This is a genomic window from bacterium, assembly GCA_022616075.1.
Classification (GTDB): Bacteria; Acidobacteriota; HRBIN11; order JAKEFK01; family JAKEFK01; genus JAKEFK01.
In genome coordinates this window covers 1-22,898 of the sequence record JAKEFK010000217.1, presented here as the reverse complement: position 1 = coordinate 22,898, position 22,898 = coordinate 1, and the positions used below count along the sequence as shown (strand labels likewise).

Here is a 22,898-nt window from a genome sequence, read left to right as displayed (position 1 = left end):
TTCTTCTTCTATCTCCTGATCTCTTGTTTATCCCCCCATCTCCCTTCTTACACCAAAAAATGTTTACAATATTTTATTAACATTCGGAGACTTAGAGTCTAGTGTGTTGATGCAGTCATTAACTCCTGCAAATCGTACTGCATCAAATTCCCGATTCGATCCATGCTGATGTCAGCCCCCGGATAGCTTCGAAGGACTTCAGGGTCCCACGCATAATGGCCTTGTTTTGGAAAAATTGTAGTCACGCGATCCTTCCAGATCTGTTTGATCGCGTGAAGTATGCGGAGCTTGTCATCTATCAAGGCGTAATGCTCTGCTGGATAACGTTTTTCAACATCATCCAGATTTTCTTCTTTGTGAATGTAGATCAGCACGTTTTCATCAAAGACCTCATATAATCCGGAACGTTCGGCTTTGCGCGGCTGGAAAACAGCGTCGCCATCTGAAAATATTACGGCAGGGCCCCATTGCTTTACATGATTTACAGCATCCAGCGATTCCGGATAAAGACGATTGGCAAAAGGATAACTGATGAGATACCGGGAGAGACAAAGTAAGTTTGGGTCTCTTGGATACGCGACTCTATAGCGCTGAAGAGCGCCAAGATAATCCGCATAGCCGAGTTCATTCCGAAGTTCTTCGAAGAATTGCCAGTAGCGTTCTTCTTTCTCGCGCCCTACAGTTTTGTCTAAATATTTTTTAAGGTCAGCCGTGACTTTGTCGTTGTCCAGAAGTGTATTATCGACATCAAACAAAAATACGACTTTAGAAATTATCATAACTGTAGTCGTGACATTATCAGAGCCTGATCCCAGCGATCTGCCCACTCCCCTAGGGATTGTATAACAGGTTGCAAGCTCTTCCCCGCTTCTGTGAGTACGTAACTTACGCGCACCGGCGGTCCGGGAATCACGGTGCGTTGCACGAGCCCTTCGGTTTTCTGTTGCTCTAAGCCAGTTTTTTCACATGCCGCTTGCGCGTATGGCTTTTAGGCGGATTCTCGTTGATAGAACAGGAAGGTCGAACGGGCTTCGCTCCAATGGGAGGAAATGCGGATGTAAGCGCCGGGACGATTCTGGCAAATAGCGGATACACACTGCCATAGAGCGAACTTTTTTCCTCAAAAATGCTATCGGATAAATGTGCCAGCGTGGAAGGAACCAACTTCAAATCAGGAATATCCCAATCTCTTCTTAAACTGTTGACAGCTTCTTCAAAAACAAAAAGGTCATGAATTTTGCCCAGCAATTCTTGCAGATTGCGTATTCGAGTCAGTAACCGGCCGTGTTTGCTTCGAGATATTTTCTCCTCAATTTCAATGGCATATCCCAACCTCTTCGTTCGTATTCTGAGATCATGAAGCTTCTTATCATCGAGCGCAATGTTCCAGCGAAAAGCAAGGAAATCCTTCATCCTCATTTCCAGGACATCTGAGTGCAGCGGAGACAAAGTATGTGACCCTCTCAGACAGGAAACAAATTCTCTATATTGCTCAAATCTTTTACTTGATAGACATTGTTGAGCTTTTCTTTGTACTCTGATCATTCTCTGGTTGAGAATGCTCAGCAGCAGTTCTGCCGCAATAGCGTGTGCTTTTCCGCGCTCTCGAAAATCATTCAACAATTTGATATTTGTTTCTAATTCGCGTGTTCGGTTTAGACGTTTGTTTATCTCTCTCGATAATTTTGTCAGCCGCACATTCCATATTGGGAGCAATTCCTTTCCAACATATCGCAACATCTCCGTAAACCTGCGAGATGCAATACGCAAGTCATGAGCAATTTCAGAATCGGATTCGTTCAAAAAATCATCCCTGAGTTTCTGCAGAATATGAATCTGCCGCCTGAGAAGACTTGCATCGCATTGTGGTAGAAGAACGGATTTCGGCATCTTGAATTGTTTTGCGGGCAATGGTTCCTCACGATTTTACATGTCTGAAACGAAGCAATCAAGATTTTATATGCACAAGATGAAAGTTTTGCACAGACTCTGTTGATAAGTGCTGATTTCAACTATTTAGCAAATACGTAAAATGCTGATTGCATCGGCATTTCGATTATTTTGGTTCAAAAAAGTGCAATCCTAAAATTTCTGATCAACAATGGGAAGTGTACTCAATAACCCGGAACCACTAGCTGAACAAAAAAATGATCAAAGCAATTACGCTCAGAACCGAGCGAATAGCATGAAGTCCGTTCCACCGTGATAACAATTGTTGTGCGCGCGCTGGATCACTATCGAGGCCCGGCGCCAGGAGTTGTTTGTTGACCGGAAAAATCAAAATCAGCGTGACAGGAATCACCAATCCTAACAAAGTGCCTCCGATCGCCCACCAGAATTTTGCGCCAGTCAGCCATGCGACGATGGAACACACAAAACCAATCACTGCCAGTGAGGCTTGCATTGTAGTTGCCCTACGGTAGCTGGGTCCAAATTCCCTTACTGCGAACTCTGTGCCGCACTCCATTCTGGCCGGATGCTCAACGAGATTGATATAGATTGCGGCGCCCGCGAAGATAGCGCTGCAAACGGTGGAAAGGAGTTTGCGAATTCCTGAATCGTCTCCACCATATATATAAGGATAGCGATTCTACGCGGACACTTGACATGTGACCATATAGTCACATATTATAAGTGCATGGCCAATGACGACAAAGTATTCAAAGCGTTGGCTGATCCGACGCGACGTTTCTTGCTTGACCTGCTCTTCTCACGTGACGGTCGCACGTTGAGTGAGCTCGAGAGGGGGTTGGAAATGACGCGCTTCGGCGTTATGAAACATTTACGAGTGCTCGAGGACGCTGGCCTCGTAGTAACTCGCCGGTCGGGTCGCAAGAAGCTGCACTTCCTGAATCCAGTCCCGATTCGGCTGATCCATGACCGATGGATCGACAAATATACGGAGCCGTGGGCAGCGACACTCACCGGGCTCAAGCAAAAATTGGAGGAAACAATGGAGAAAGTGTTCGAGATTTATATCAAAACAACCCCGGAACGCCTGTGGCAGGCAATCACCGATCCCGAGATGAGGCGGAAATACACTTTTGGTGTCGTCGTCCAATCAGACTGGAAGCCCGGGTCGTCCTATAAAGGCGAGGCCGGATGGGGAACAGTCGCCCCTTCTACGAAGATCCTGGAGGGCGAGAATCTGGAAGTCGATCCGCCACGCCGGCTTGTTCAGAGCTTCAGGGCGCTCTGGAGCGATGATGTTAAGAAGGAAGGTACCTCAAGGGTCACCTGGGAGATCGAACAGATCGCTGATTCATGCCGCCTGACCGTTATCCATGATCAATTGCGCGAGGGCGCCAACAGCGAGCTTTATGGTGGCTGGCCAATGGTTCTTTCCGGACTCAAGACACTGCTGGAGACTGGTGAATTGCTCACCACTCCCGGCTCGTTACGCTACGTGCAAACTCCTGCATCCAAGAGTTAAGTTCCTGTCGAACCTGACCGAGGCGTCCTGTAACTCAGCGGCGCCTCGTTCTTGCTGTCTTCCACCGGTTCTCTGAAAGCAATTTCTGATAAAGAGACCGGGACTTGGAATAAATGAAGTAGTTGACCGCGAGATAATATGTCCCACCTGTATAAGCCAAATTGTCCGTTCGTTGACGGACCCGTGGCGAGGTAACGTACAGATGCACGCGTACCAATCGCAAGATCGGGTTCATGAACCATCGGCCGGTACTTCGCGCTAACCTCTCCCTCATCACCTAAGTAGAGCGCGTCAGGATATGACATGCTTCACTCCTTTTGCGAATACATTTGATCTTCAAAAAATATATATCTTGTAAATAGGGTCAAGGGGAAGCGACGGAGTAATGTCGATTCCAGACTTCACCAACGACAAGTAGAAGGAGGTGAGCAATCATGAAAAGGTTAAAACTTCAGGTTCAAATGAGTATAGATGGTTACATTGGAGGACCCAATGGAGAGCTGGATTGGATGGTGTGGAATTGGGACGACAAGCTCAAGAATTATGTAGATGAATTAACGGATTCTATTGACACCATAATACTGGGAAGGAAAATGACAGAGGGCTTTATTTCACACTGGACAAACGTAATGGGCAAACCCGATTCCCCCGAATATCCGTTTGCCAAACGGATGATAGAAACGCCAAAAGTTGTTTTCACGAAAACACTGAATGAATCGAAATGGCCAAATACAGACATAGCAACAGGCGACCTTACTGAGGAAATCAACAAGCTAAAACGCCGGGACGGCAAGGACATTATCGTTTACGGCGGCGCTTCGTTTGATGCTTCCTTGATCAAAGCAGGGTTGATCGACGAATTTCATTTGTTCATCAATCCCGCCGCAATTGGAAACGGCCTAGCCATATTCAAAGACTTAAACCATAACCAAAAATTCACTTTGGTCAAATCAACACCGTTTGACTGCGGAATTGTCGTGCTTCACTATCGGTTACAAGTTTAAAGCTCATCCGGCACATGTCGAATTTGCGGAAATTCATTCGACGTATAAGTAGAACATGGGTTTCAAGACGGTTCAGAACCCGTCAGTAACACAGCTCAAAAAATAAAGGAGAAAAACAACAATGCGATACTTATGTGTGTACAAACCGGCTAAGGGTGAAAATGGCCGTCCACCCAGCAATGAGGAGATGGCTGCAATGGGAAAATTAATCGATGAGATGACAAAAGCAGGCGTGTTGCTCGCGACAGAAGGTTGTTTACCAAGCTCAAAGGGCGCACGAGTGAAATTGTCTGAAGGGAAGCTCGTTGTAACCGATGGTCCTTTAACGGAATCGAAGGAATTGATTGCCGATCTGTGCAAGACCATCGTAGAGTGCCGCGATTCGCCTCCAGTCTGTTTCTTCCGCCGAGCCCTCTCCCATTGTGAAGCTGAATCGCGCAGTTGCAGTTGCTGTGGCGTTTGGTCCGGCTGCAGGCCTGGAACTGGTGGATGCGCTGATCATAGAGCCTTCACTCAAGTCTTATCATCTCTTACCCACCGTGCGCGGTGATCTGCTCGCAAAACTCGGCCGGTCGGATGAGGCGCACGCTGAGTTCAAACGAGCAGCGTCCCTCACTAGAAACGAACGCGAGCGTGAGCTCCTTCTCGAACGCGCTTCTGCGTGCCAATAAACGCCCGGGGTTGCCGGTAACACAAATAGAACGGAAAAGTTCAGACCTCAGATAACTCCACAGCACGTATCTCAATCGTGCCACCAAAGGGAAGTGTTGGAATTCGAAGAGCGATAGAAATCGCCTCCTCCATGTCTTTACACTCCATCAGGTGATACCCTCCCAGCTGCTCTTTCGTTTCCGCAAATGGGCCATCCGTGATCACCGGTTTACCGGCTTGCCTGCGAACAGTGGTTGCCATGTGACTGCGAGCGAGCATCGCTCCATCCAGGAGGTGGCCGCTTTTCACTGTTTCCTTTAAAAGCGCGCCGTACTGTTGCATGATATCGTTGCGCTGCGTTTCAGGAATTTTTCCCCAGAGATCCTCGCTAAAGTAACACATCAGTAAAAATTTCATAGCTCTACCGGTGGCTTTATTTTCAGTATCCCACAAAACAAGCAAAACTTCGAAATTGCCTGTCGATTCAGGAATCCTCGAAACGACTATTTAGTAGAGGTCAAATAATGAGAAAAATAATTGCAGCGTTACAAACTTCAGTGGATGGATTCATCGAAGGACCGAACAGAGAATTGGATTGGGCGATGGCCGAAGATGAAGAAACATGGAGAGACGTCTTTGACATGCTCGCTCAAGTAGATACCTTCATCCTGGGCCGTGTTATGTATCCGGGCTATGAACAATACTGGCTCTCAGTCCTGGCTAACCCCACCGGCCTCTTGCCCCTCAGTGGACGGCCCGCTTCCAAGAACGAAATTATGTATGCACGCCTCGCCGATAAGACGCCTCACATTGTCCTTTCCGAAACGCTGGACAAAGTTGAATGGAAGCCTACACGGATCATTCGAGATGCGGAAGAAATCAGAAAACTCAAACAGCAGCCGGGTAAGAACATTTACGTTGTAGGCGGTGCAACCACAGTATCCAGTCTGTTGAATCTGAGTCTTATCGATGAGCTCCGGCTGATGGTCAACCCGCTTCTTTTGGGGGGAGGAAAGGCGCTGTTCAAAGATGTGAAAGAGCGTCATGCGCTGAAATTTGTAGAAACGAAACCGTTGCAGTCCGGTAAGGTCAGCCTTACGTACTCCACACATTCCTGAATATGATTTTGAAACAAAAGAATTCATCATCAATCCAGTCCGCCTAGAGCTCGATCCAGATTGAATGCAGCGCTGATAAGAGCCAGATGCGTAAATGCTTGTGGAAAGTTTCCAAGCGCTCCGCCGCCTTGACCAGTCTGCTCCGCGAATAGTCCCAAATGATTTGAGTAGCTCAGCATCTTCTCGAAAATCAAGCGCGCCTGATCCAGATAAGATCTATCGCCCTGCCCGGCGCGAGTCAAAGCTTCCACCAACCAGAAAGTACACATGTTAAAAGTTCCTTCGTCACCGGCAATACCATCGTGATAGTCTTTGAGGCTGTACCTATAAACAAGGCTGTTGGAAACAAGACCTCCTTCCTGGGGAGTTTTGTTTATCGCTTTCAGTGTATTCAACATGCGAGGATCTGTTGGAGACATGAAAAAAACAAGAGGCATGATAAGGTTGGCTGCGTCCAATGTATGACTTCCATAGTATTGAATAAAAGCCTTTCGCTGTGGATCCCATCCTTTGCTCATGAGCTCTTCGTAGATTTGATCCCTGGTAACTTCCCATCGGGCACGGTCCGCTGGGAATGAGCGTTTATCCGCCAGCCTCAAGCCTCGATCCACGGCCACCCAGCACATGAGTTTTGAATATACAAAATGCTGACGGCCGCCGCGCACCTCCCAGATGCCTTCATCTTTCAATTGCCAGTTATCGCAAACCCAGTTCACGAGGTTGCGCAGCCGTCTCCAAAGATCGTATGAGATCGGCGTTCCGTATTTGTTAAACAGGTAAACTGAATCCATCAATTCGCCATAGATATCGAGCTGAAGTTGATTGTAAGCGTCGTTGCCGATACGCACAGGTCTGGATCCCATGTATCCTTCGAAATGATCGAGTGTTTCTTCGGTCAGTGAGCGGCGTCCGTCGATACCATACATAATTTGCAATGGTTCGCCCGGCTTAAGGTCATGGCAAGTCGTTTCCAGCCAGCGCATAAATTGTCCGGCTTCTTCTTTGAAGCCAATGCGAAGAAGCCCGTACAATGTGAAAGCAGCATCCCGAATCCATGTATAACGGTAATCCCAGTTCCTTGTGCCGCCTACAAATTCAGGAAGGCTACAAGTAGGAGCAGCCACAATCGCTCCGCTTGGTTCAAAAGTTAAAAGTTTCAAAACGAGCGCGGAACGATGCACCACCTCACGCCATCTTCCTTTGTACGTGCATTTCGAAATCCAATGCCGCCAAAATTCAATCGTCTTTTTAAAACGTTCATGCTCGGACTCTTCTGACAATTGGAGTCCGCACCCCTCACCCGGTTTTACTTGATGAATTGCGAAGGTTGCGACGTCTCCTTCCTTCAAAGTGAACCCAGCGCTTACTGCGTCGCCGTCTTTTTTCAAAGGAATCGCTGATGTAAGTGCCATGCTTAATTCAGCAGAATGAAAGCAGGCGCCATTCTCCATGATTTCTATGGAATGTTCATCGCGGCCATAGTTGAAGGCGGGTTTGCAATAAACTCGAAAAGCAAGACTGCCGTGGACTACGTTGATACGTCGCACGAGCTCATGATTGCCCGATTCTGTTGCTGCTTCACCAGCCGGCATGTAATCAATCACTTCGGCCATGCCATCGGGCGAATGGAAGCGGCTTATCAGAATGTTGGTGTCAGGCCAATAAAATTGCTTATAAGTTATGTTTTCTGATGAAGGCGCAATTCGGAAGGTCCCGCCTTTCTTATCATCCAAGATTGCCGCGAAAATGCTCGGGGAATCAAAGAATGGGAAACAATACCAATCGATCGATCCATCGATACACACGAGCGCCGCTGTCCTCATGTTGCCAATGACTCCGTAGTTCTCAATCGGTTGATATGCCATCTCGAAATCCCTTCTACAATATATGTATAGATATTTCATTCGGCCTCTAGGTCCCGCCAGTTTGTTCACAGCTTTACGATCGCATCCAGATCAGGCTTGCCACTGAGCATGATCTCTAGGTATTCCGCGAAATGGTGACACCTGAAAGCCTTAACCGACGATCTATGTCGAAACCGAAGCTGCTAAGAGCGGGGTGCTGAGGGCGATCATGATGCATCATCAGGTAAAAATTCTCGCGAAATTGAGGTGAATCCCTCATAGTAAATACCCCCAGCCGGGCGTTATAGTCGTCGTTAGAACGGAGGAACTATATGCGCCTTAACACGCCAAAAGTGATCATCCCTGGTGGTTTTTTCTTCGTCGTAGTTATTGCCCTCTTCCTGAACGGCTTGATTCCGCATCAAACAACTGAGGTAAGTTGTCCGGATGGATATGTTCCGTTTGCGGAACGAAAAGGAACTTGTATCCTTGCAAAGCATCCGGAGCCGCTTATTGAAATTGAGCTGCGTCAACGTCAACAGCTTTCGCCTCGTTCGTCGCCGTTTCAAATTGTTCATCCAAACGCATTTTCTGCTGCTGTAGCAGAGCGGAACAACATCGTCAAAAGCGGAATGAAGGTAAAAGACACTGCCGGTGTCTGGGAGCCTTACGGCCGTGGTCCACTCATTTCAAACGACCCGGCCTTCGGGGGTGTCAATGGTCTTGGACTTGTTAATTTGGCGGGACGCATCGATTCGCTCTTTTATGATTCGGTGAACAATCGCCTTTTTGCAGCACAGGGAACAGGCGGCATCTGGCTGTCTGAAAATCTTGGAGAGACCTGGCGTTCGATCGGTGATCAGTTGCCAAGCCAGATTGTGGGAGCAGTTGCCTGGACACCTGCAAATAGCGGAACCATCATAGTTGTAAGCGGTGATCACACATTTGGAGGGATCTCCGGATATACAGGATACGGCGCCTTCTACAGCACCGATCTTGGAGCCACGTGGCAAAAAGCGACTGGCGTTCCGGATGGTGCGCTCAGTTTCGCGATTGCAGTGGACCCAACAAATCCGCATGAAGTGTATGCAGGAACGATGTTCGGATTGTTCCGCTCCACAGATGGTGGAAAGAGTTATGTCAACGTTGTGCTTCCAACCGGACCTTGCGCCGGCGTTGAAGGCGGACTCACAACCGGCCGTCCTGAGTGTCATCTTGCAAATGTTGTAACAGACATCATCATCAAAAGCCCGGGCGGTGTGAATTCAAATGCCGATGTGCCCGCAGGTACTGTGCTTGCAACTGTAGGTTGGAGAGGCGGACAGAAAACGTTCACTACGCCGAATGGGCTCACGCACATGCAGTCGCCAAACAACGGCATTTATCGATCCACTACAGGTGAACCGGGCACGTTCACCAAATTAGCCGTGAGCGGATTTACGCCACAAGATCGCATCGGTAGAGTTGAGCTTGGCGCAACCATTGGAGCATTGCAGGATCACGATTACGTTTATGCAATCGTGCAAGATGCAGTTGCACTGAATGGCGGCTTGGAACTTACCGATGGTCCGAACATCGTGAACGATCCGCGCGGCACAGGTGGCACGAACCTCCATGGCATTTATGTCTCTGCGGATTTTGGACAATCGTGGATCCTGATGGCGGATGATTATGCGATCGCGAAGAACCCTGCAACCGGATCAGGACTCGCAGGAGTTGGACAGGCTCTCTTCTTTGAACCGGGCGTACAGGCTTGGTACAACGAGTTCGTCGCGCCCGATCCAACCCGCCAGACACTCGATGGAATTCCAACGCGACTCGTGTTTGGACTCGAAGAAGTGTGGCAGAACGAAATTACCGCTCAGCCGATGAATGGTCCGGCAACGTTCAAAGTCATCGGACGCTATTTCAGCGATGAGGCTTGCATGCTGATCGGTCTCGGATTGCCGGAGTGTCCAACCAATCGTCCGCCCTCGCACACAACAACAACCCATCCGGATCAACATGATGCTTTGTGGGTGCCTGCAGCGCATGAGCTCGGTGGCGTAACTCTTCTTGTTGGAAATGATGGCGGCTTCTATAAACAACACGCGCCGTTTGGAGTGGAACTGGACAACGCTCATTGGGGTGACGGCCATCAGAATGGATTCAACACGCTGTTGCCATACGATCTTGCCGTTGCGAAAGATGGTATTGTCTGGGCAGGATTGCAGGACAATGGCCATATGAAAATCCGTCCGACCGGCGAACAACTGATGGCGTTCGGCGGTGATGGAACCTGGGCTTCTGTCGATCCGAATGACAGCAGAATTGCTTATCAAGCGACACCTGGGGGAAGCACCGGTTCGCCGATGCAGGTGACCATCAATGGTGGTGCTGGGTGGCGATCGATTGCGCCTCCGATCACGAATGCGCGTTTTGTAAACCGCTGGGAAATGGATCCAACAGACGCGAATCATCTGGTTACAGCCGGCAATGAAGTAGTGGAAACAGTGGCCGGTCCAAATACAGCGGACGGCGATCCGGCTCACGATTGGGTGAAAGTCTTTGATCTGGGAACAGCAAGCAAGCCTGGCGATCCCGCTGCAACAGCAACCACAACCGATCCGCTCAATCAGATGTCGACTCTCACCGTTTATGGCGATGCAGTGTATGTAGGATTCTGTGGAACGTGCGACATCCTCAACAACGCTGCGCGTTTCAAAAATGGACTCGCCACAAATGTCGGCGGCTCTCAGCCTCCGCAGCGCATGACTGCAAATGGCTGGCGACTCGCAGGCGCGCAAGGATTGCCGAATCGCTTCATCACAGGGATTGCGATTGATCCAACGAACGTGCTTACGATTTATGTAACGCTTGGCGGTTACAGCCGCAGATGGATTCCACCCGGTGTTTTGCAAGATGACAACGCAAACATCGGAGTAGGCCACCTCTTCAAATCTACGGACGGAGGTGAAACGTTTGTGGATATCTCCGGGAATTTGCCGGATGCCCCTGCCATGTGGGTGACACTGCGCGCAAAGCAGATCATTGTTGGAACCGAAGTTGGAGTTTTCGCAAGCGATCTTTCCGGCAAACCGACCTATGCTCCTCTCACCGGCTTGCCCGTTGCGCCAGTCAGCACAATGGAGCTGCATCCGAACGATCCAAACGTTTTGTTGGTTGCAACGTTCGGTCGCGGTGTGTGGAAGTACACGTTTGCGAAAAGGATTGCAAAACCGGGCGATCCTGTGACAGTGGAGAAGCCTCCTGCACCTGCAGGCGTAACACTGGCAGGACCATTTGCATTTGAGCTTGGATCGGATGGCTGGACCAGTACCATCGATGGACCGACAACATGGAGGCTCGGTACACCAGGAGACAACTCAATCGGGAGTTTCCAGGTTGTACCTTATAGCGATGATGGCGATACATCGCTGGTTTCTCCCGTGATCAATCATCCTGGCGGCTGGGCATTTTTGGAATTCAGAGCGGCACGCGAGACCGAACCCGGCTTTGACTTCATGCAGCTCGAATACTCGTCGAACGGAGGGCCCTGGCAAGCGGTGCCATGGGTCTACGATCGCACAAACAATATCTGGCGTGATGATATGAGCTTCGACGGACGCAATCCTGCTTACCCGGGATTTGATTCGGAGAAGATCGCAGTGAAAGCGTCTGCCGGCACGTTATCCTTCCGCTTCCGCCTGATCAGCGATGCTCTTGTCTCATCGCCACTGTTCAAAGGCATCAGCGTAGATAACGTAGCAATCAAACGGTAAGTACGGCCGGCTAGACTGTCCCAAAAGTCGAATGGAGCGCGGACTGCTCTAATGTGGTGCCGGCGACTCGCCCGCGGGCGGCGATAATGGGCTACCATTCTTTTGCGCACGGTCGTCCGCACCACATTTTTCAACAGCCTCTGTCCCGGGCGAATGTGCCTGGCGCTGTCAGATTTTTCGATTCTTTCGAATCCAGGAAGCTCATTTTGGCCAGTCCAAAGTCAAGAATCTTCACAGTAGAAGCATTCTCTTCCCTTTTTGCGATCAGAATATTTTCAGGCTTCAAATCACGATGCACAATTCCACTTTGATGCGCCGCTTTCATCCCTTCGAGGACAATAAACAAATCGGATGTGAGGTTCAAAGAGCCCAAACATTTGAGTCGTGAAGCCGGAATTCAAATGAAAAGTCGCGAAGGAGAATTTTGCGGCGAAGAAAATCAGGCTCGGGACAATCCCGACTACAGTTCCCACTGCAACCCATCGCAATCGTCTTTGCTCTTCAGCTCAAGCGAAGATCTTCACCCGTTCTTAACTTGGTAATCAGAACGATTTGTCCAGCATGCGTTGAAAAGTGTTCTACCATGTGGTAGATGGCAAACATACATGTTGTTTCTTTCCCTTGAACCTCAATCTTTCCTAAGAGCTTCGCAGGATCAATTTGAGAAAGTATCGTATCGGCCGTTTGTACTGTTGCATTTAATTTTGAAATAAGTTCCTCTTTGGAAACCATGGAGCGCTCATCAAATTCTTGTTGGCGGATTCGGTGATCCGGTGCGCCACCAATGCCCGTGTTAATCCACTGTCCCAGGCTGCCGGAAATGTGGAGTATAAGATTCCCGATGCTATTGGACTCCTCATTGGGACGCCACCAAAGATCTTCAACACCTAACCGCTGCACAGATTGCGTGATTCCATGCAAATTGTCTGTTAGTAAGGAACGAGAGATTTCAATAAAGTACCGGGATATCATGATTCCATCGCCATGATTTCACCAGTCTGCTCACCGCGCAGCGCATCGTGCTCCAAATCCTGTTGCGCTTCCGGTTGATGCTGCGCTGCAATCAGAGAGTAGAAGACCGGCACTATGAACAGGGTAAAAATCGTGCCCACAGACATGCCCGCGACAAGCACAGTTCCGATGCTGTTTCGAGCTTCAGCTCCTGGACCGGTCACGAAGACGAGAGGGAGATGCCCGAAGATAGTGGCCACCGATGTCATCAGCACAGGTCGCAGTCGTGTTAACGAGGCCTCACGCAGTGCAGCCATCTTTTCAAGACCGCGTTCTTGCAATGTGTTGGCAAATTGCACGATCAGGATGCCGTTTTTCGCAATCAATCCGACCAGGGTAATCAGTCCGACCTGGGAGTAGATGTTGATTGTGGTGAGATCCAGGAACGTGAACACAAGAGCGCCGGAGATTGCAAGCGGCACGGATCCGAGAAGAACAATCAATGGATCGCGAAAACTTTGAAATTGCGCCGCGAGAACTAGATATATAAGGATAACGGCAAAACCGAGGGTCGCTGTAAGCGCCGAGCCCTCCAATCGAATCTGACGTGATTCACCTGCATAATCGACGTCCACACTCGGAGTATTCATTGCTGCGATTTCCAGGACTCGCAGTCCTTCTTCTTTCGTTACCCCAGGCTGCACGCCACCGAATACTCTTGCCGCGTTGCGTTGTTGAAAGCGGTTCAATGTGCGCGGCGCCGTACTCGATTCGATATGAGTAAAGGTCGACACCGGAACGAGCTGACCGCTTGGGGTCTTGATTTTAAGATCAAGTAAAGGCCCAACGGTCGCACGGTCTTTATCGCCGATTTGTGGAATGACTTTGTAACTGCGATCGTAGAAATTAAAACGATTTACATAGTCGCCACCAAGCAGAGTGCCGAACTCACGGCCGACTCCGGCCAAATCGAGCCCAAGATCAGCCAGACGCTCGCGGTCAAGCACCACGCGCGCCTCCGGTTGATCAATCTTCAAATCAGTATCAACGTAGAGAAACTTACCGCTTTGCCAGCCGGCGTTCACTATCGCCGAAGTGAATTCGAGCATTTGCTCAGGCGGCGCGTTACTCTGTAGAACAAGTTCGACATCGTATTGGCCGGGTGTTGGCAGCGGCGGATCGAGCCGCGGAAACACGCGGAGACCCGGCACTTGCGATACTGCGCCGAAGACTTCGCCAAACATTTGTTCTGTAGAACGGGGACGTTCTTTCCAGTTCTTCGTTACCATCCCGCCAAAACCGCCCCATGCTGCAGTCAGTGACCACATGAAATCCGCTTCAGGAAAGGACTTTACGGTTTTAATGACATTGAGCGAGTCCCGATGCACAGCCTGCAAAGTGGAATCAGGAGATGCTTCAAGGAAAAAACTGATGTGACTCTGGTCTTCAACGGGAGCCAGTTCCTGTCGTGAAAAAGTATATAGCGGCCACGCTGCAACCATGATGAGCAACGATGATGCAACAATCGCCCAGCGCATGCGGAGCGCGACGTCAAGCGTACGGGCGTATCCAAAGCGAACGAGCTCAAAGCCGCGATTAACAAACGTTGTTAACCGGCCTTCTTTTCCGCGCGGGTGTACGAATCGCGAGCTCATCACGGGTGACAGCGTGACAGCAACAACGCCGGAAATAACAACAGCGGCTGCAAGTGTGATGGCGAATTCCAGGAATAGCGAGCCGGTTAACCCACCTTGAAAACCGATTGGCGTGTAAACTGCCGCAAGCGTGATCGTCATAGCGATGATCGGCCCTACAAGCTCGCGCGCGCCGATTAAGGCCGCCTCAATCCGTCGCTTTCCCTGGCGAACATGCCGTTCAACGTTTTCAACAACAACGATCGCATCGTCAACCACGAGACCGACCGATAGCACGATCGCAAGTATCGTTAATAAGTTCAGGCTGAAACCAAACGCGATCATAACGATCGCTGCGCCGACCAACGAGACCGGCATTGCGACAAGTGGCACGATCGCTGTGCGGACCGAGCCCATAAAAAGGAACACAACGAATCCCACAATCAGAATCGTTTCGATGAGTGTCTTTGTGATCTCTTTCAGCGCATCCCTCATGAACATCGTGCCATCCCACACCAGCCGCATATCGATGTCCTTCGGCAGCGTTGGCCGGATTCGTTCCATCTCATCGCGGAGACGTTGAGCAACTTCAATTTCGTTAGAACCGGGAAGCGGCCAAACTCCAAGATAGACAGCCTCTTTCTCGTTGTACTTCGCGACCAGGTCGCCTTCTTCGGCTCCGAGTTCGACTTTTGCCACATCGCTCAGGCGCACGATCGCACCGGCGCGTTCGGCAACAATCAGGTCATTGAATTCATCAGTAGAACGAAGATCGGTGTTCGCGAGAAGGTTCACTTGAACAAGATTGCCTTTGGTCTGGCCGACCGCCGCAAGATAATTATTGCGCTGCAGCGCTGCATGCACATCACCGGGCGAGAGGTTGAACGCGGCAAGACGATTAGGATCGATCCAGACGCGCATTGCAATCGGCCGGCCACCTTCCACGCTCACACGCTGAACGCCTTCCAGCGTTGACAATTGAGGTTGGATTGTGCGCACCAACCAATCAGTGATCGCCGGGACGCTCCGCTCGTTTGATGAATAGCTGATGTAGAAGGATGCGTACGGCCGGTCGGCACGCTGCACTTCCACCACCGGTGGCTCCGCTTCTGACGGTAGCTCGGAACGAACTTGCTGGAGACGTGCAGTGACTTCGGCAAGGGCTGCTGTGCTGCTGTGATTTAACTTGAGACGCACGGTAACAGTGCTTACGCCGGCGCGGCTTGTTGATTCGATGTAATCAACACCGCTGATCTGCGATACGACTCGCTCAATGGGCGTGGTCAGAAAGCCGCGAACCGTTTCCGCGCTGGCGCCAATATAGACCGTAGTAATGACAACGGATGAACTCTCCACTTGCGGATACTGCTGAACAGGAAGTGTCGATATCGCACGCCACCCTACAAACAGGATGACAAGATTGACGACTACTGCTAGAACCGGATGTTTGATAAAAGTATCTGTAAATGACCGCATATTCGTATCCTCGTATAAAATTTGGAGGCCGGGCCTCCGTGCCCTGCGGGCAGAGACGCCCGCCCTACTAACTACGATTACATCTTTTTAGCGACTGCTATAAGCGCTGCTTCGCGCAATTTAAAGGACCCGGAAGCGGCAACTTGCTCGCCTGCTGTCAGCCCTTTCAAAATCAGCACATCGTCACCGAGAATTGTTCCACTCTCAACCGGGCGAACATGGGCTCTGGTCTTGCCCTCTTTATCAAAAGCAATCACGAACACGTGATCGCCCTGCGGCCCTTTTCGCAGCGCGCTCACCGGAATCGCGATCGCTTTTCGCGATGGACCGGCAGGTACTTCAACGCGCACCGATGCACCGGGTGATGGCCCGTTGGAGGCGCCGTTGATCTGCGCTCGTAACATGGCATTACGAGTCGTCGGATCGACGCGCGCATCCACAGCAACGATTTTCGCTATGATCGGGTTCGACTCGCTTGCTGTGAAGACTTCCACCTTGTCGCCATTCCGCAGAACCGCAGCGACCTGTTGAGCAACCGCAAAATCCACATAAGCGGAATCGTTTACACCTTGCAATGTTGTCAATTGAGTGCCTTCATTTAAATACTGGCCCGGATGCACATCAGAGATTCCCACGCGGGAACGGAACGGCGCACGGATTGTCTTGCGGGCGATGATCGCTTTGTTGCGCGCCACCTGCGCCAATGCAACGTCAAGCTCTGCGCGCGCGCGATCAACCTCGATCTCAGAAATTGCTTTGTTGTGAGCAACGCTCTCCATTCGTTTGAGCTGAGTCTCCGCAAGCACTGCGCGCGCTTCCTGTTCCTTCAATTCCGCCTGCTCAACGGAAACATCCAGTGTGATCAGCAGCGCGCCCCGTTCTACAATTTGACCGGAAGTGAAGTGGACCTGACGAACAGTTCCCGGAACTTCGTTTTGCAAAGTGATGGAACGAAGCGCTGTGATGGTTCCGATCGATGTTATCGACTGGCGATGAGTTCGTTCTTCCGCAATCGCGACCGTCACTGATTCCATTGGCTCAGGCTGGCTTGCAGCAGCAGCATTGGTTTCTTGAATTGATGTGTATTTCCATGCAGCCAATCCAAGCCCGCTTACAGCAACCAGAATTAACAGCAGTGAAGATCCTATCCAACCATAACTCCGAATCATTTCCGTTTCCTCCTTGATCTTGTAGGGGTAGGGCTTGTCCCTGCCCCTGCTCGAAGGCTAGGCTTATCCCTGCCCGTGCGGGCGACCACAAGGGTCGCCCCTACTTGAGCTGACAATGCATTTGTAATCATCTCTTCGATTGCGCCGCGAACGCGATTTACCAGTTCATCATTGATCGGGACAAGTCCCAGCACCCAGTAGAGCCAAAGACCATCGATCGCAGCAATCGCCGCCTCGCCGACACCGGGAGGCAGTCCGTCTTCAGCGACACGTTTGAAAAGGTCTCTATATACAGCCCGCATTGGCTCAATCGGAGAAGTCTCCGGACAACCGGGGCAACCTTGTGTTTCAGCAAGCGCCGCGAATACCGCAGAGGAGCTTCGCCTCACCTGATCTGTCCGGCGCTGTGCGTTCGCGAGACAATGGTTCAGAGTTGCCCGCACCATCCGCCCGGGCCCTTCCGGCGTCACGGCATAAACTTCCAGAACGCCCTGTCGCCAGCTATCCGCAACGCGTTTGACCATCGCTTCAACGAGCTTCTCTTTGGTCGGGAAATGATGCAGCAAACCACCTTTGCTCAATCCTGCTTCCACAGACACCGAATCAAGCGTTAAATTCCCGATCCCATCACGCACGACCACTGCTTCGGCAGCATCCAGCAGTTTATCTTTCATATTAATTAACATTTCTTTGTAGGTTCCCTCCTAATATTCAGTTTCGCGAACGTGATGCTACATCTACCGTACGTTCTCCAGCCTTTCCTGGCACAGGAATATTTTTTTCAGCCGCACCCGTCTCCCAGCCTCCACCCAAAGCCTTGTAGAGCGCGATAAAATCCGATGTTACGTTTCGATCACCTTGCGCCAATGCATCTTCCGAGGCATATAAATCGCGCTCAGCTTGCAAAACGCTTAAGAAATCTGTGAGTCCTTGTTTGTATAATTGATTGGCCAGTTCGACAGCGCGCCGGTTTGCATCTACTGAAGCGGCTAAAGTTCTCCGGCGCGTCTGATCTTCAGAAAAGGCGACAAGCGAATCTTCCACTTCCCTGAGACTTATAAGCACGGTCTGCTCATAAGTAACGAGCGCCTGTTCTTCGCGCGCATTTTGCACGGCGATGTTGCTATGAATTCTGCCGCGATTAAAGATCGGCAAACTCACACCCGGCAGAATCGACCAGAATCCACTTCCGGAATCGGTCAGGTTACCGATTTTTCCGCTGCCCAGACCAAGCGCAGCCGTAATCGAAAACTTCGGGAAGAGATCTGCGGTTGCTACGCCAATTCGCGCGGTTGCGGCACCAAGATCGCGCTCCGCGCGGCGAATATCCGGACGCCTGCGAAGAAGATCGGATGGCACTCCAACCGGCGCTTCAGGAGGCGAGGAAGGGATTGCTGTTTGAGGCGCGAGCTCCTGAACAAGCGCATTTGGCTCCTGACCCAGTAGCACACTCAGAAAGTGAATGGATTGGCGAGCCGAGATTTCGAGTGCCGGAATCTGAGAGGCAGTCGTCTGTACTTGCGCCTCGGCCCGAGCAATATCAAGATTACTGACAAGACCCGCTTCAAACCGAACTCGCGTGAGTTCGAGTGTTTCTTGTTGTGCTTGCAGATTGGAGCTCGCGATTGCAGTCTGTCGTTGCGATGTCCGCAATTCCACGTAGTTGCGTGCCACTTCCGCCAAAAGCGTTACCAGCACATCTCTTGAGTTTTCGATTGCGGATGCCAGATCAGCATTCGCAGCTTCGACCTCGCGACGTTTTCCTCCGAAAATATCAAGTTCCCACGAAGCATCGAAACCAACCTGATACAGGTCGCCATCAATGTTGCTGAATGACTGAGAACCGTCCGTGCCTTGCGGTCCGATATTTCCGCTCACACGGCTTCGCTGATAAGAGCCGGACGCATTTACATCCGGATATAAATCCGCTTTCACAACTCCACGTTGAGCGCGGGCTTCCCGCACCCGCGCCTGAGCCAGTCGCAGATCAAGATTCGCAATGACGGCCCTTTCAATCAATGAATTCAGAGTCGAATCCTGCAAGGTGGTCCACCATTTTCCAAAGTGTTCTGCATCATTTCGTTGATTTGCAGAACTGGAATTCGCAAAACTTTGGGGAACGCTGGTCTTTGGAGTTTTGTAATTGGGGCCGACAGTGCACCCAGCCAAAAACAGGACAAGAAGAAGGATTGCCACGCTGTTCTTCAACATATCTGCTCCTTTAAAATGCATGATGCGGAATAAGCTACCGTCCGGACGGTCTGTTGTCAACCGTCCGGACGGTTTGTTTTATTATTTTGTTTCGTATCGACCCTGAGCCTCGATGAATACGTCGAGCTGCTGACCGACAAAAAGTGGAATGTCGTCACGCTCTACGCGATAGAGGACTTGCAAAACGCGTGTATCCACGCGTTCGGTGCTATCGCCGGTAAGTGACTCCTTGGGGATAACGAACGGTTCGAACCGAACGAAACTCAGTTCACTCTTTAAATGCGAGTTTCCTCTCACATGCCCGGTTGCTTTGGCGCCGGAACGTACCCGCCACGCCTCATGTTCATCAATATCCACGCGCACATGCAATGGTTTCGATTTGCCGAGCAATACGAGCGGTGTAGGTGAAGTCGTTGCCTGAGCAAATTCACTAGGACGCACTTTTACTTGCAGGACTTCGGCATCGATCGGAGAACGGATGATGCTCCGCTCCATTTCGGTTCGAATCAGATTCAGCTGCGACTCGGCCGAAGCAATCTGAGCCTTCGCCTCTTCCAGTTCACCTGCAGCGATTTCAACTGCAAAACGACGGCGGCTTTCTTCTTGCTCACTGATTGCCCGTGTATTGCTTACCTGTTTCACAAACTCATACTGCCGTTGCAGATCTTGCAGGTGAGACTGGGCGGTCACCAGCCGCGCGCGCGCCACATGCAAAGCTGTCGTCCGAACTTTCAGCTCCGCGCGGAGATTGCGCAAGTCCAATTCGAAAAGAGGATCACCGGAACGCACACTCTGCCCTGCTGTGACAAACACTTTTGCCACTACACCGGAGAGCGGCGTCCCCACAGAAATATTCTCAGTGCTTGCTTCGATAAGACCGACCGCCGCGACGGTGTTCTGAAACGCAGAAACGGGTGGCGGATTCGGTGGATTTGTGGTTTCCCTCTGGGGTGTCGTTCGCGCAATTGAATAAAAAGCCCAGAGCGCTGCGATCAAACCAATGAAAGGAAGTACGAAGCGTTTCATGACACATTCTCCTCAGCGTACAAAAAGCTATCGTTGTTGGTCTGCCGTTTCACTTCCATCACTCTTCCATCATCCATTCGAGCGATGCTGTCTGCATAATGGAAGATGCGATTATCGTGAGTCACCACGATCACGGCGCGGTCAGCTTTCACAGCTTGATCGGCAAGGAGTTGCATGACCCCTTCCCCTGTCGAATGGTCGAGTGCAGCGGTCGGTTCATCGCAAACCACAAGCCTTGGCTCATGAATGAGCGCGCGTCCAATCGCAACCCGTTGCTGCTGTCCACCGGAAAGTGTGGAAGGCAATGCTTTCGTGCGGTTGCCGAGCCCAAGCTGCGAAAGCATCGCATTGGCTCGTTCGACGGCTTCCTTCCGCGGCACTCCTGCCGCGAGCAACGGTACAGCTACGTTTTCCGCAGCAGTCAACGAAGGCAGCAAGTTATACTGCTGGAAAATAAAACCAAGATTTCGTCTGCGAAACAACACCCGCTCGTTATTCGATAGCTCGTCCATTTGCTTGTCCAACACGGAGAGTTCACCGCTATTGCGATTGAGCAATCCGGCAATCACGGAAAGAAGAGTCGTTTTCCCGCAGCCGCTGGGACCGACAATGAAGCTCAGCTCAGCAAAATTTGCGCTGAAATCCACACCGCGCAGAGCTTCGATCCGGGCTTCCCCTTCGCCAAAGTGTTTTCTGACGTTGCGGCACCAGACAGCATGTCCGTTTCGTTCCATTTTCCTTACCCTCGAAAGACTTCAGAAGGTTCCAGCACCAGCACTCGCCGGATGCTCAGCAGGCTTGCTACAATCACGACAAATAAAATGCAAGCTCCGGTGAGCGCAACGCTCTGCCACATAAGAACGATTCCACGCGTCGCGAGCTTGTTCAGTGTGATTTCAAAAAAGGTTGCCGCCATTCCGGTGCCGATCGCAAAGCCGAGCGATCCGGCGCTGAACGCTTGAAGCAAAATCATTCCGGTGAGACGAAGGTTGGTAACACCCATCGCTTTGATTGCGCCGAATTGTTTCAGATTTTCAACGGTGAATAAGTAAAAAGTCTGGCCTGCAACAACAGCCCCAACAATCAACGCAACGGCAATTGTGATTCCGAAGTTCACAGGAATCCCGGTGTTACGCAGATAGTAGCGAACGCAGTCCCACATGAATTCCCGGGTTGTTCGCGCGCGCAGGCCAGTCTGCTTTGCAATTCGTTTCGTAAGGTCTTCCGGACTGATTCCCGGTGAAGGCCGGGCGATCACGAAAGAAAGCTGTGTCCGCTCACGTCCCAGGAAACTGATCGCTTCACTGTATCGCGCATGCATAACAGGAAGACTCACAAAAGGGGCGGAAGCGTCGGAAATGCCAACGATGCTGACGCGGTGATCATTCATCTCCAGAATGCGATCCAGTTGCAAAGGTTCACTCGCAAAAAGGAGGACATAACCGGCTTTGTCGATGACGACAGAGTTCGGCTCACGCAGCCGCTCCCAGGATCCCATCAACATTTTGCGAGGCGCGCCCGCAAGTGTCGCATCATCCAGTCCTATCAAAAACGAGACTGCAAACTTGCCGGTAGAAGTCCGCGCTACAGGATTTCCTTTGAAAAGACGGACCGCCCATTGCACACCTTCCACTCCCCTCACTCGTGTGAGATCCGTATCCTTGAGCGCTTTTGTCTGCTCAAAATATTCCGTTGCGGGATCCATTACCCACACCTCGGCATCCGTTACATCCAGAATCTGGCTCGCCGTTCGTTTTAAGATGTTTGCGAAAATCGATGTTTGATTTTCCAGCAGGAAAGTGCAAAAAGCGATCGCAAAGACCAGGCCGAAATATTTCGCCCGATCACCAGCCAACATTCTCAACGCTACAAAATTCATAATCGATCCTTTCATTAGATGATACTCATCATCCTTTCAGTCAAAAAAATTATTCCTTACAAAAGGTCCGGATGTACATTTCGCGCGCCGATCCCAGGAGCTCATCCCGCATGGTTGTGTCACTCGTAGCGCGAGCCATACTCAGGGCCCCGACCATACCGGCAAACAAAACACCGGCTTTTCGCTCACGCTCCTTTACAGACTCACCCGGGACAAATCGCGCGACTCGCGAAACAAAGAGGTTGATGGCCCGGTCAAACGCCAGTCGAACCGCCTTCGGTTGTCGTCCTACCTCTGCTGACAGCGCAGCAACAGGACATCCGCTTGAGACATTCAAACAATGCTCTACGCTTAGATATCTTTCAATAATATTTCTGAGTTCCTGGCCCTTCGGCGCATGCTCTGTCGCCTTTCGTAGAAAAACTTCGCCATCTTCAAATGCCTTCTTTAAAGCTTCGACAAAAAGCTGTTGCTTGCTATTGAAGTGCCTGTAGAATCCACCATGCGTAAGCCGAAGCTCGTGCATGATGTCCGAGATCGCAACACCTTCTGCTCCTTTTTTCCGGAACCGCTGAGACGCGGTTCGAACGATCTGATCCCGTGTCTCTTGCTTGTGTCCGGTGCGATATCTCATATTAGATGATATAAGTCATCTAATAATTTTTGTCAAGGATGCTCCGCTGCGGTTCGCCCGCACCATACTCGATGCCTGGCTTTGATTTTTCGCGATCGTGCTAGCGT

General features: G+C 50.8%; 21 protein-coding genes and 2 pseudogenes. 6 read left to right on the top strand and 17 right to left on the bottom strand.

Translation table 11 applies throughout. From position 1 onward, the window contains the following. Window positions 1–98: 98 nt before the first annotated feature. The 4 genes from L0156_17880 to L0156_17865 form a co-directional block, all read right to left on the bottom strand. Window positions 99–779, bottom strand: a complete 681-nt coding sequence (locus L0156_17880) for an HAD family hydrolase (protein ID MCI0604859.1) — start codon at window positions 777–779, stop codon at window positions 99–101. Continuing rightward, window positions 776–895, bottom strand: coding sequence for a winged helix-turn-helix transcriptional regulator (locus L0156_17875; GenBank protein ID MCI0604858.1), 120 nt, complete (start codon window positions 893–895; stop codon window positions 776–778). Before L0156_17875 ends, L0156_17880 begins: the two co-directional genes overlap by 4 nt. A 53-nt stretch (window positions 896–948) precedes the next feature. Then, entirely contained in the window at window positions 949–1,890 is a 942-nt protein-coding gene (locus L0156_17870; GenBank protein ID MCI0604857.1) for a CHAD domain-containing protein, read from the bottom strand. A gap of 241 nt (window positions 1,891–2,131) precedes the next feature. Then, window positions 2,132–2,467 (bottom strand): DUF1772 domain-containing protein, encoded by a 336-nt coding sequence (locus L0156_17865; GenBank protein ID MCI0604856.1) that lies wholly within the window; start codon window positions 2,465–2,467, stop codon window positions 2,132–2,134. A 171-nt stretch (window positions 2,468–2,638) separates the two neighbouring features. Between L0156_17865 and L0156_17860 the strand changes: the two genes are divergently transcribed. Then, on the top strand, window positions 2,639–3,433 hold the full coding sequence (locus L0156_17860; GenBank protein MCI0604855.1) for a metalloregulator ArsR/SmtB family transcription factor: 795 nt from the start codon (window positions 2,639–2,641) through the stop codon (window positions 3,431–3,433). Here the strand turns inward: L0156_17860 and L0156_17855 are convergent. Further along, window positions 3,430–3,738 (bottom strand): hypothetical protein, encoded by a 309-nt coding sequence (locus tag L0156_17855; GenBank protein MCI0604854.1) that lies wholly within the window; start codon window positions 3,736–3,738, stop codon window positions 3,430–3,432. The two genes, L0156_17860 and L0156_17855, sit on opposite strands and share 4 nt — an antisense overlap. Before the next feature lie 129 nt (window positions 3,739–3,867). Between L0156_17855 and L0156_17850 the strand changes: the two genes are divergently transcribed. From L0156_17850 to L0156_17840, 3 genes and pseudogenes are all read left to right on the top strand, one after another. Continuing rightward, on the top strand, window positions 3,868–4,437 hold the full coding sequence (locus tag L0156_17850; GenBank protein ID MCI0604853.1) for a dihydrofolate reductase family protein: 570 nt from the start codon (window positions 3,868–3,870) through the stop codon (window positions 4,435–4,437). Window positions 4,438–4,558: 121 nt separating this feature from the next. Next, window positions 4,559–4,759, top strand: a pseudogene (locus L0156_17845) (hypothetical protein). Between the two features lie 70 nt (window positions 4,760–4,829). Beyond that, a pseudogene (locus L0156_17840) lies at window positions 4,830–5,108 on the top strand (RNA polymerase subunit sigma-24). A 40-nt stretch (window positions 5,109–5,148) separates the two neighbouring features. Here the strand turns inward: L0156_17840 and L0156_17835 are convergent. Then, on the bottom strand, window positions 5,149–5,505 hold the full coding sequence (locus L0156_17835; protein MCI0604852.1) for a YciI family protein: 357 nt from the start codon (window positions 5,503–5,505) through the stop codon (window positions 5,149–5,151). Between the two features lie 107 nt (window positions 5,506–5,612). On the opposite strand from L0156_17835, the gene L0156_17830 reads away from it, so the two are divergent. Next, window positions 5,613–6,206 (top strand): dihydrofolate reductase family protein, encoded by a 594-nt coding sequence (locus L0156_17830; protein ID MCI0604851.1) that lies wholly within the window; start codon window positions 5,613–5,615, stop codon window positions 6,204–6,206. A gap of 29 nt (window positions 6,207–6,235) precedes the next feature. On the opposite strand, the gene L0156_17825 is transcribed toward L0156_17830, so the two are convergent. Further along, window positions 6,236–8,071, bottom strand: a complete 1,836-nt coding sequence (locus tag L0156_17825) for a glycoside hydrolase family 15 protein (GenBank protein MCI0604850.1) — start codon at window positions 8,069–8,071, stop codon at window positions 6,236–6,238. A gap of 311 nt (window positions 8,072–8,382) precedes the next feature. Between L0156_17825 and L0156_17820 the strand changes: the two genes are divergently transcribed. Further along, on the top strand, window positions 8,383–11,811 hold the full coding sequence (locus L0156_17820; protein MCI0604849.1) for a hypothetical protein: 3,429 nt from the start codon (window positions 8,383–8,385) through the stop codon (window positions 11,809–11,811). 130 nt (window positions 11,812–11,941) lie between these two features. Here the strand turns inward: L0156_17820 and L0156_17815 are convergent, their stop codons facing one another. From L0156_17815 to L0156_17770, 10 genes are all read right to left on the bottom strand, one after another. Next, complete coding sequence (locus L0156_17815) at window positions 11,942–12,136, bottom strand: protein kinase (GenBank protein MCI0604848.1); 195 nt, start codon at window positions 12,134–12,136, stop codon at window positions 11,942–11,944. 176 nt (window positions 12,137–12,312) lie between these two features. After that, window positions 12,313–12,783 (bottom strand): DUF1572 domain-containing protein, encoded by a 471-nt coding sequence (locus tag L0156_17810; GenBank protein ID MCI0604847.1) that lies wholly within the window; start codon window positions 12,781–12,783, stop codon window positions 12,313–12,315. Beyond that, window positions 12,780–15,872 carry an efflux RND transporter permease subunit gene (locus L0156_17805; protein ID MCI0604846.1) on the bottom strand — a complete coding sequence of 1,031 codons (3,093 nt, stop codon included), beginning with the start codon at window positions 15,870–15,872 and terminating at the stop codon, window positions 12,780–12,782. The genes L0156_17810 and L0156_17805 overlap by 4 nt, the downstream gene beginning before the upstream one ends. A 77-nt stretch (window positions 15,873–15,949) precedes the next feature. Beyond that, window positions 15,950–17,041, bottom strand: a complete 1,092-nt coding sequence (locus tag L0156_17800) for an efflux RND transporter periplasmic adaptor subunit (GenBank protein ID MCI0604845.1) — start codon at window positions 17,039–17,041, stop codon at window positions 15,950–15,952. Further along, window positions 17,038–17,715 carry a TetR/AcrR family transcriptional regulator gene (locus L0156_17795; GenBank protein ID MCI0604844.1) on the bottom strand — a complete coding sequence of 226 codons (678 nt, stop codon included), beginning with the start codon at window positions 17,713–17,715 and terminating at the stop codon, window positions 17,038–17,040. Before L0156_17795 ends, L0156_17800 begins: the two co-directional genes overlap by 4 nt. A 37-nt stretch (window positions 17,716–17,752) precedes the next feature. Beyond that, window positions 17,753–19,252, bottom strand: coding sequence for an efflux transporter outer membrane subunit (locus L0156_17790; GenBank protein ID MCI0604843.1), 1,500 nt, complete (start codon window positions 19,250–19,252; stop codon window positions 17,753–17,755). 81 nt (window positions 19,253–19,333) lie between these two features. Continuing rightward, complete coding sequence (locus L0156_17785; GenBank protein MCI0604842.1) at window positions 19,334–20,278, bottom strand: HlyD family efflux transporter periplasmic adaptor subunit; 945 nt, start codon at window positions 20,276–20,278, stop codon at window positions 19,334–19,336. Further along, a complete protein-coding gene (locus tag L0156_17780; protein MCI0604841.1) occupies window positions 20,275–21,012 on the bottom strand; it encodes an ABC transporter ATP-binding protein in 738 nt (245 codons plus the stop codon). Before L0156_17780 ends, L0156_17785 begins: the two co-directional genes overlap by 4 nt. A gap of 5 nt (window positions 21,013–21,017) precedes the next feature. Next, window positions 21,018–22,172, bottom strand: coding sequence for an ABC transporter permease (locus L0156_17775; protein ID MCI0604840.1), 1,155 nt, complete (start codon window positions 22,170–22,172; stop codon window positions 21,018–21,020). 34 nt (window positions 22,173–22,206) lie between these two features. Further along, window positions 22,207–22,791, bottom strand: a complete 585-nt coding sequence (locus tag L0156_17770) for a TetR/AcrR family transcriptional regulator (protein ID MCI0604839.1) — start codon at window positions 22,789–22,791, stop codon at window positions 22,207–22,209. Between the last annotated feature and the right edge of the window lie 107 nt (window positions 22,792–22,898).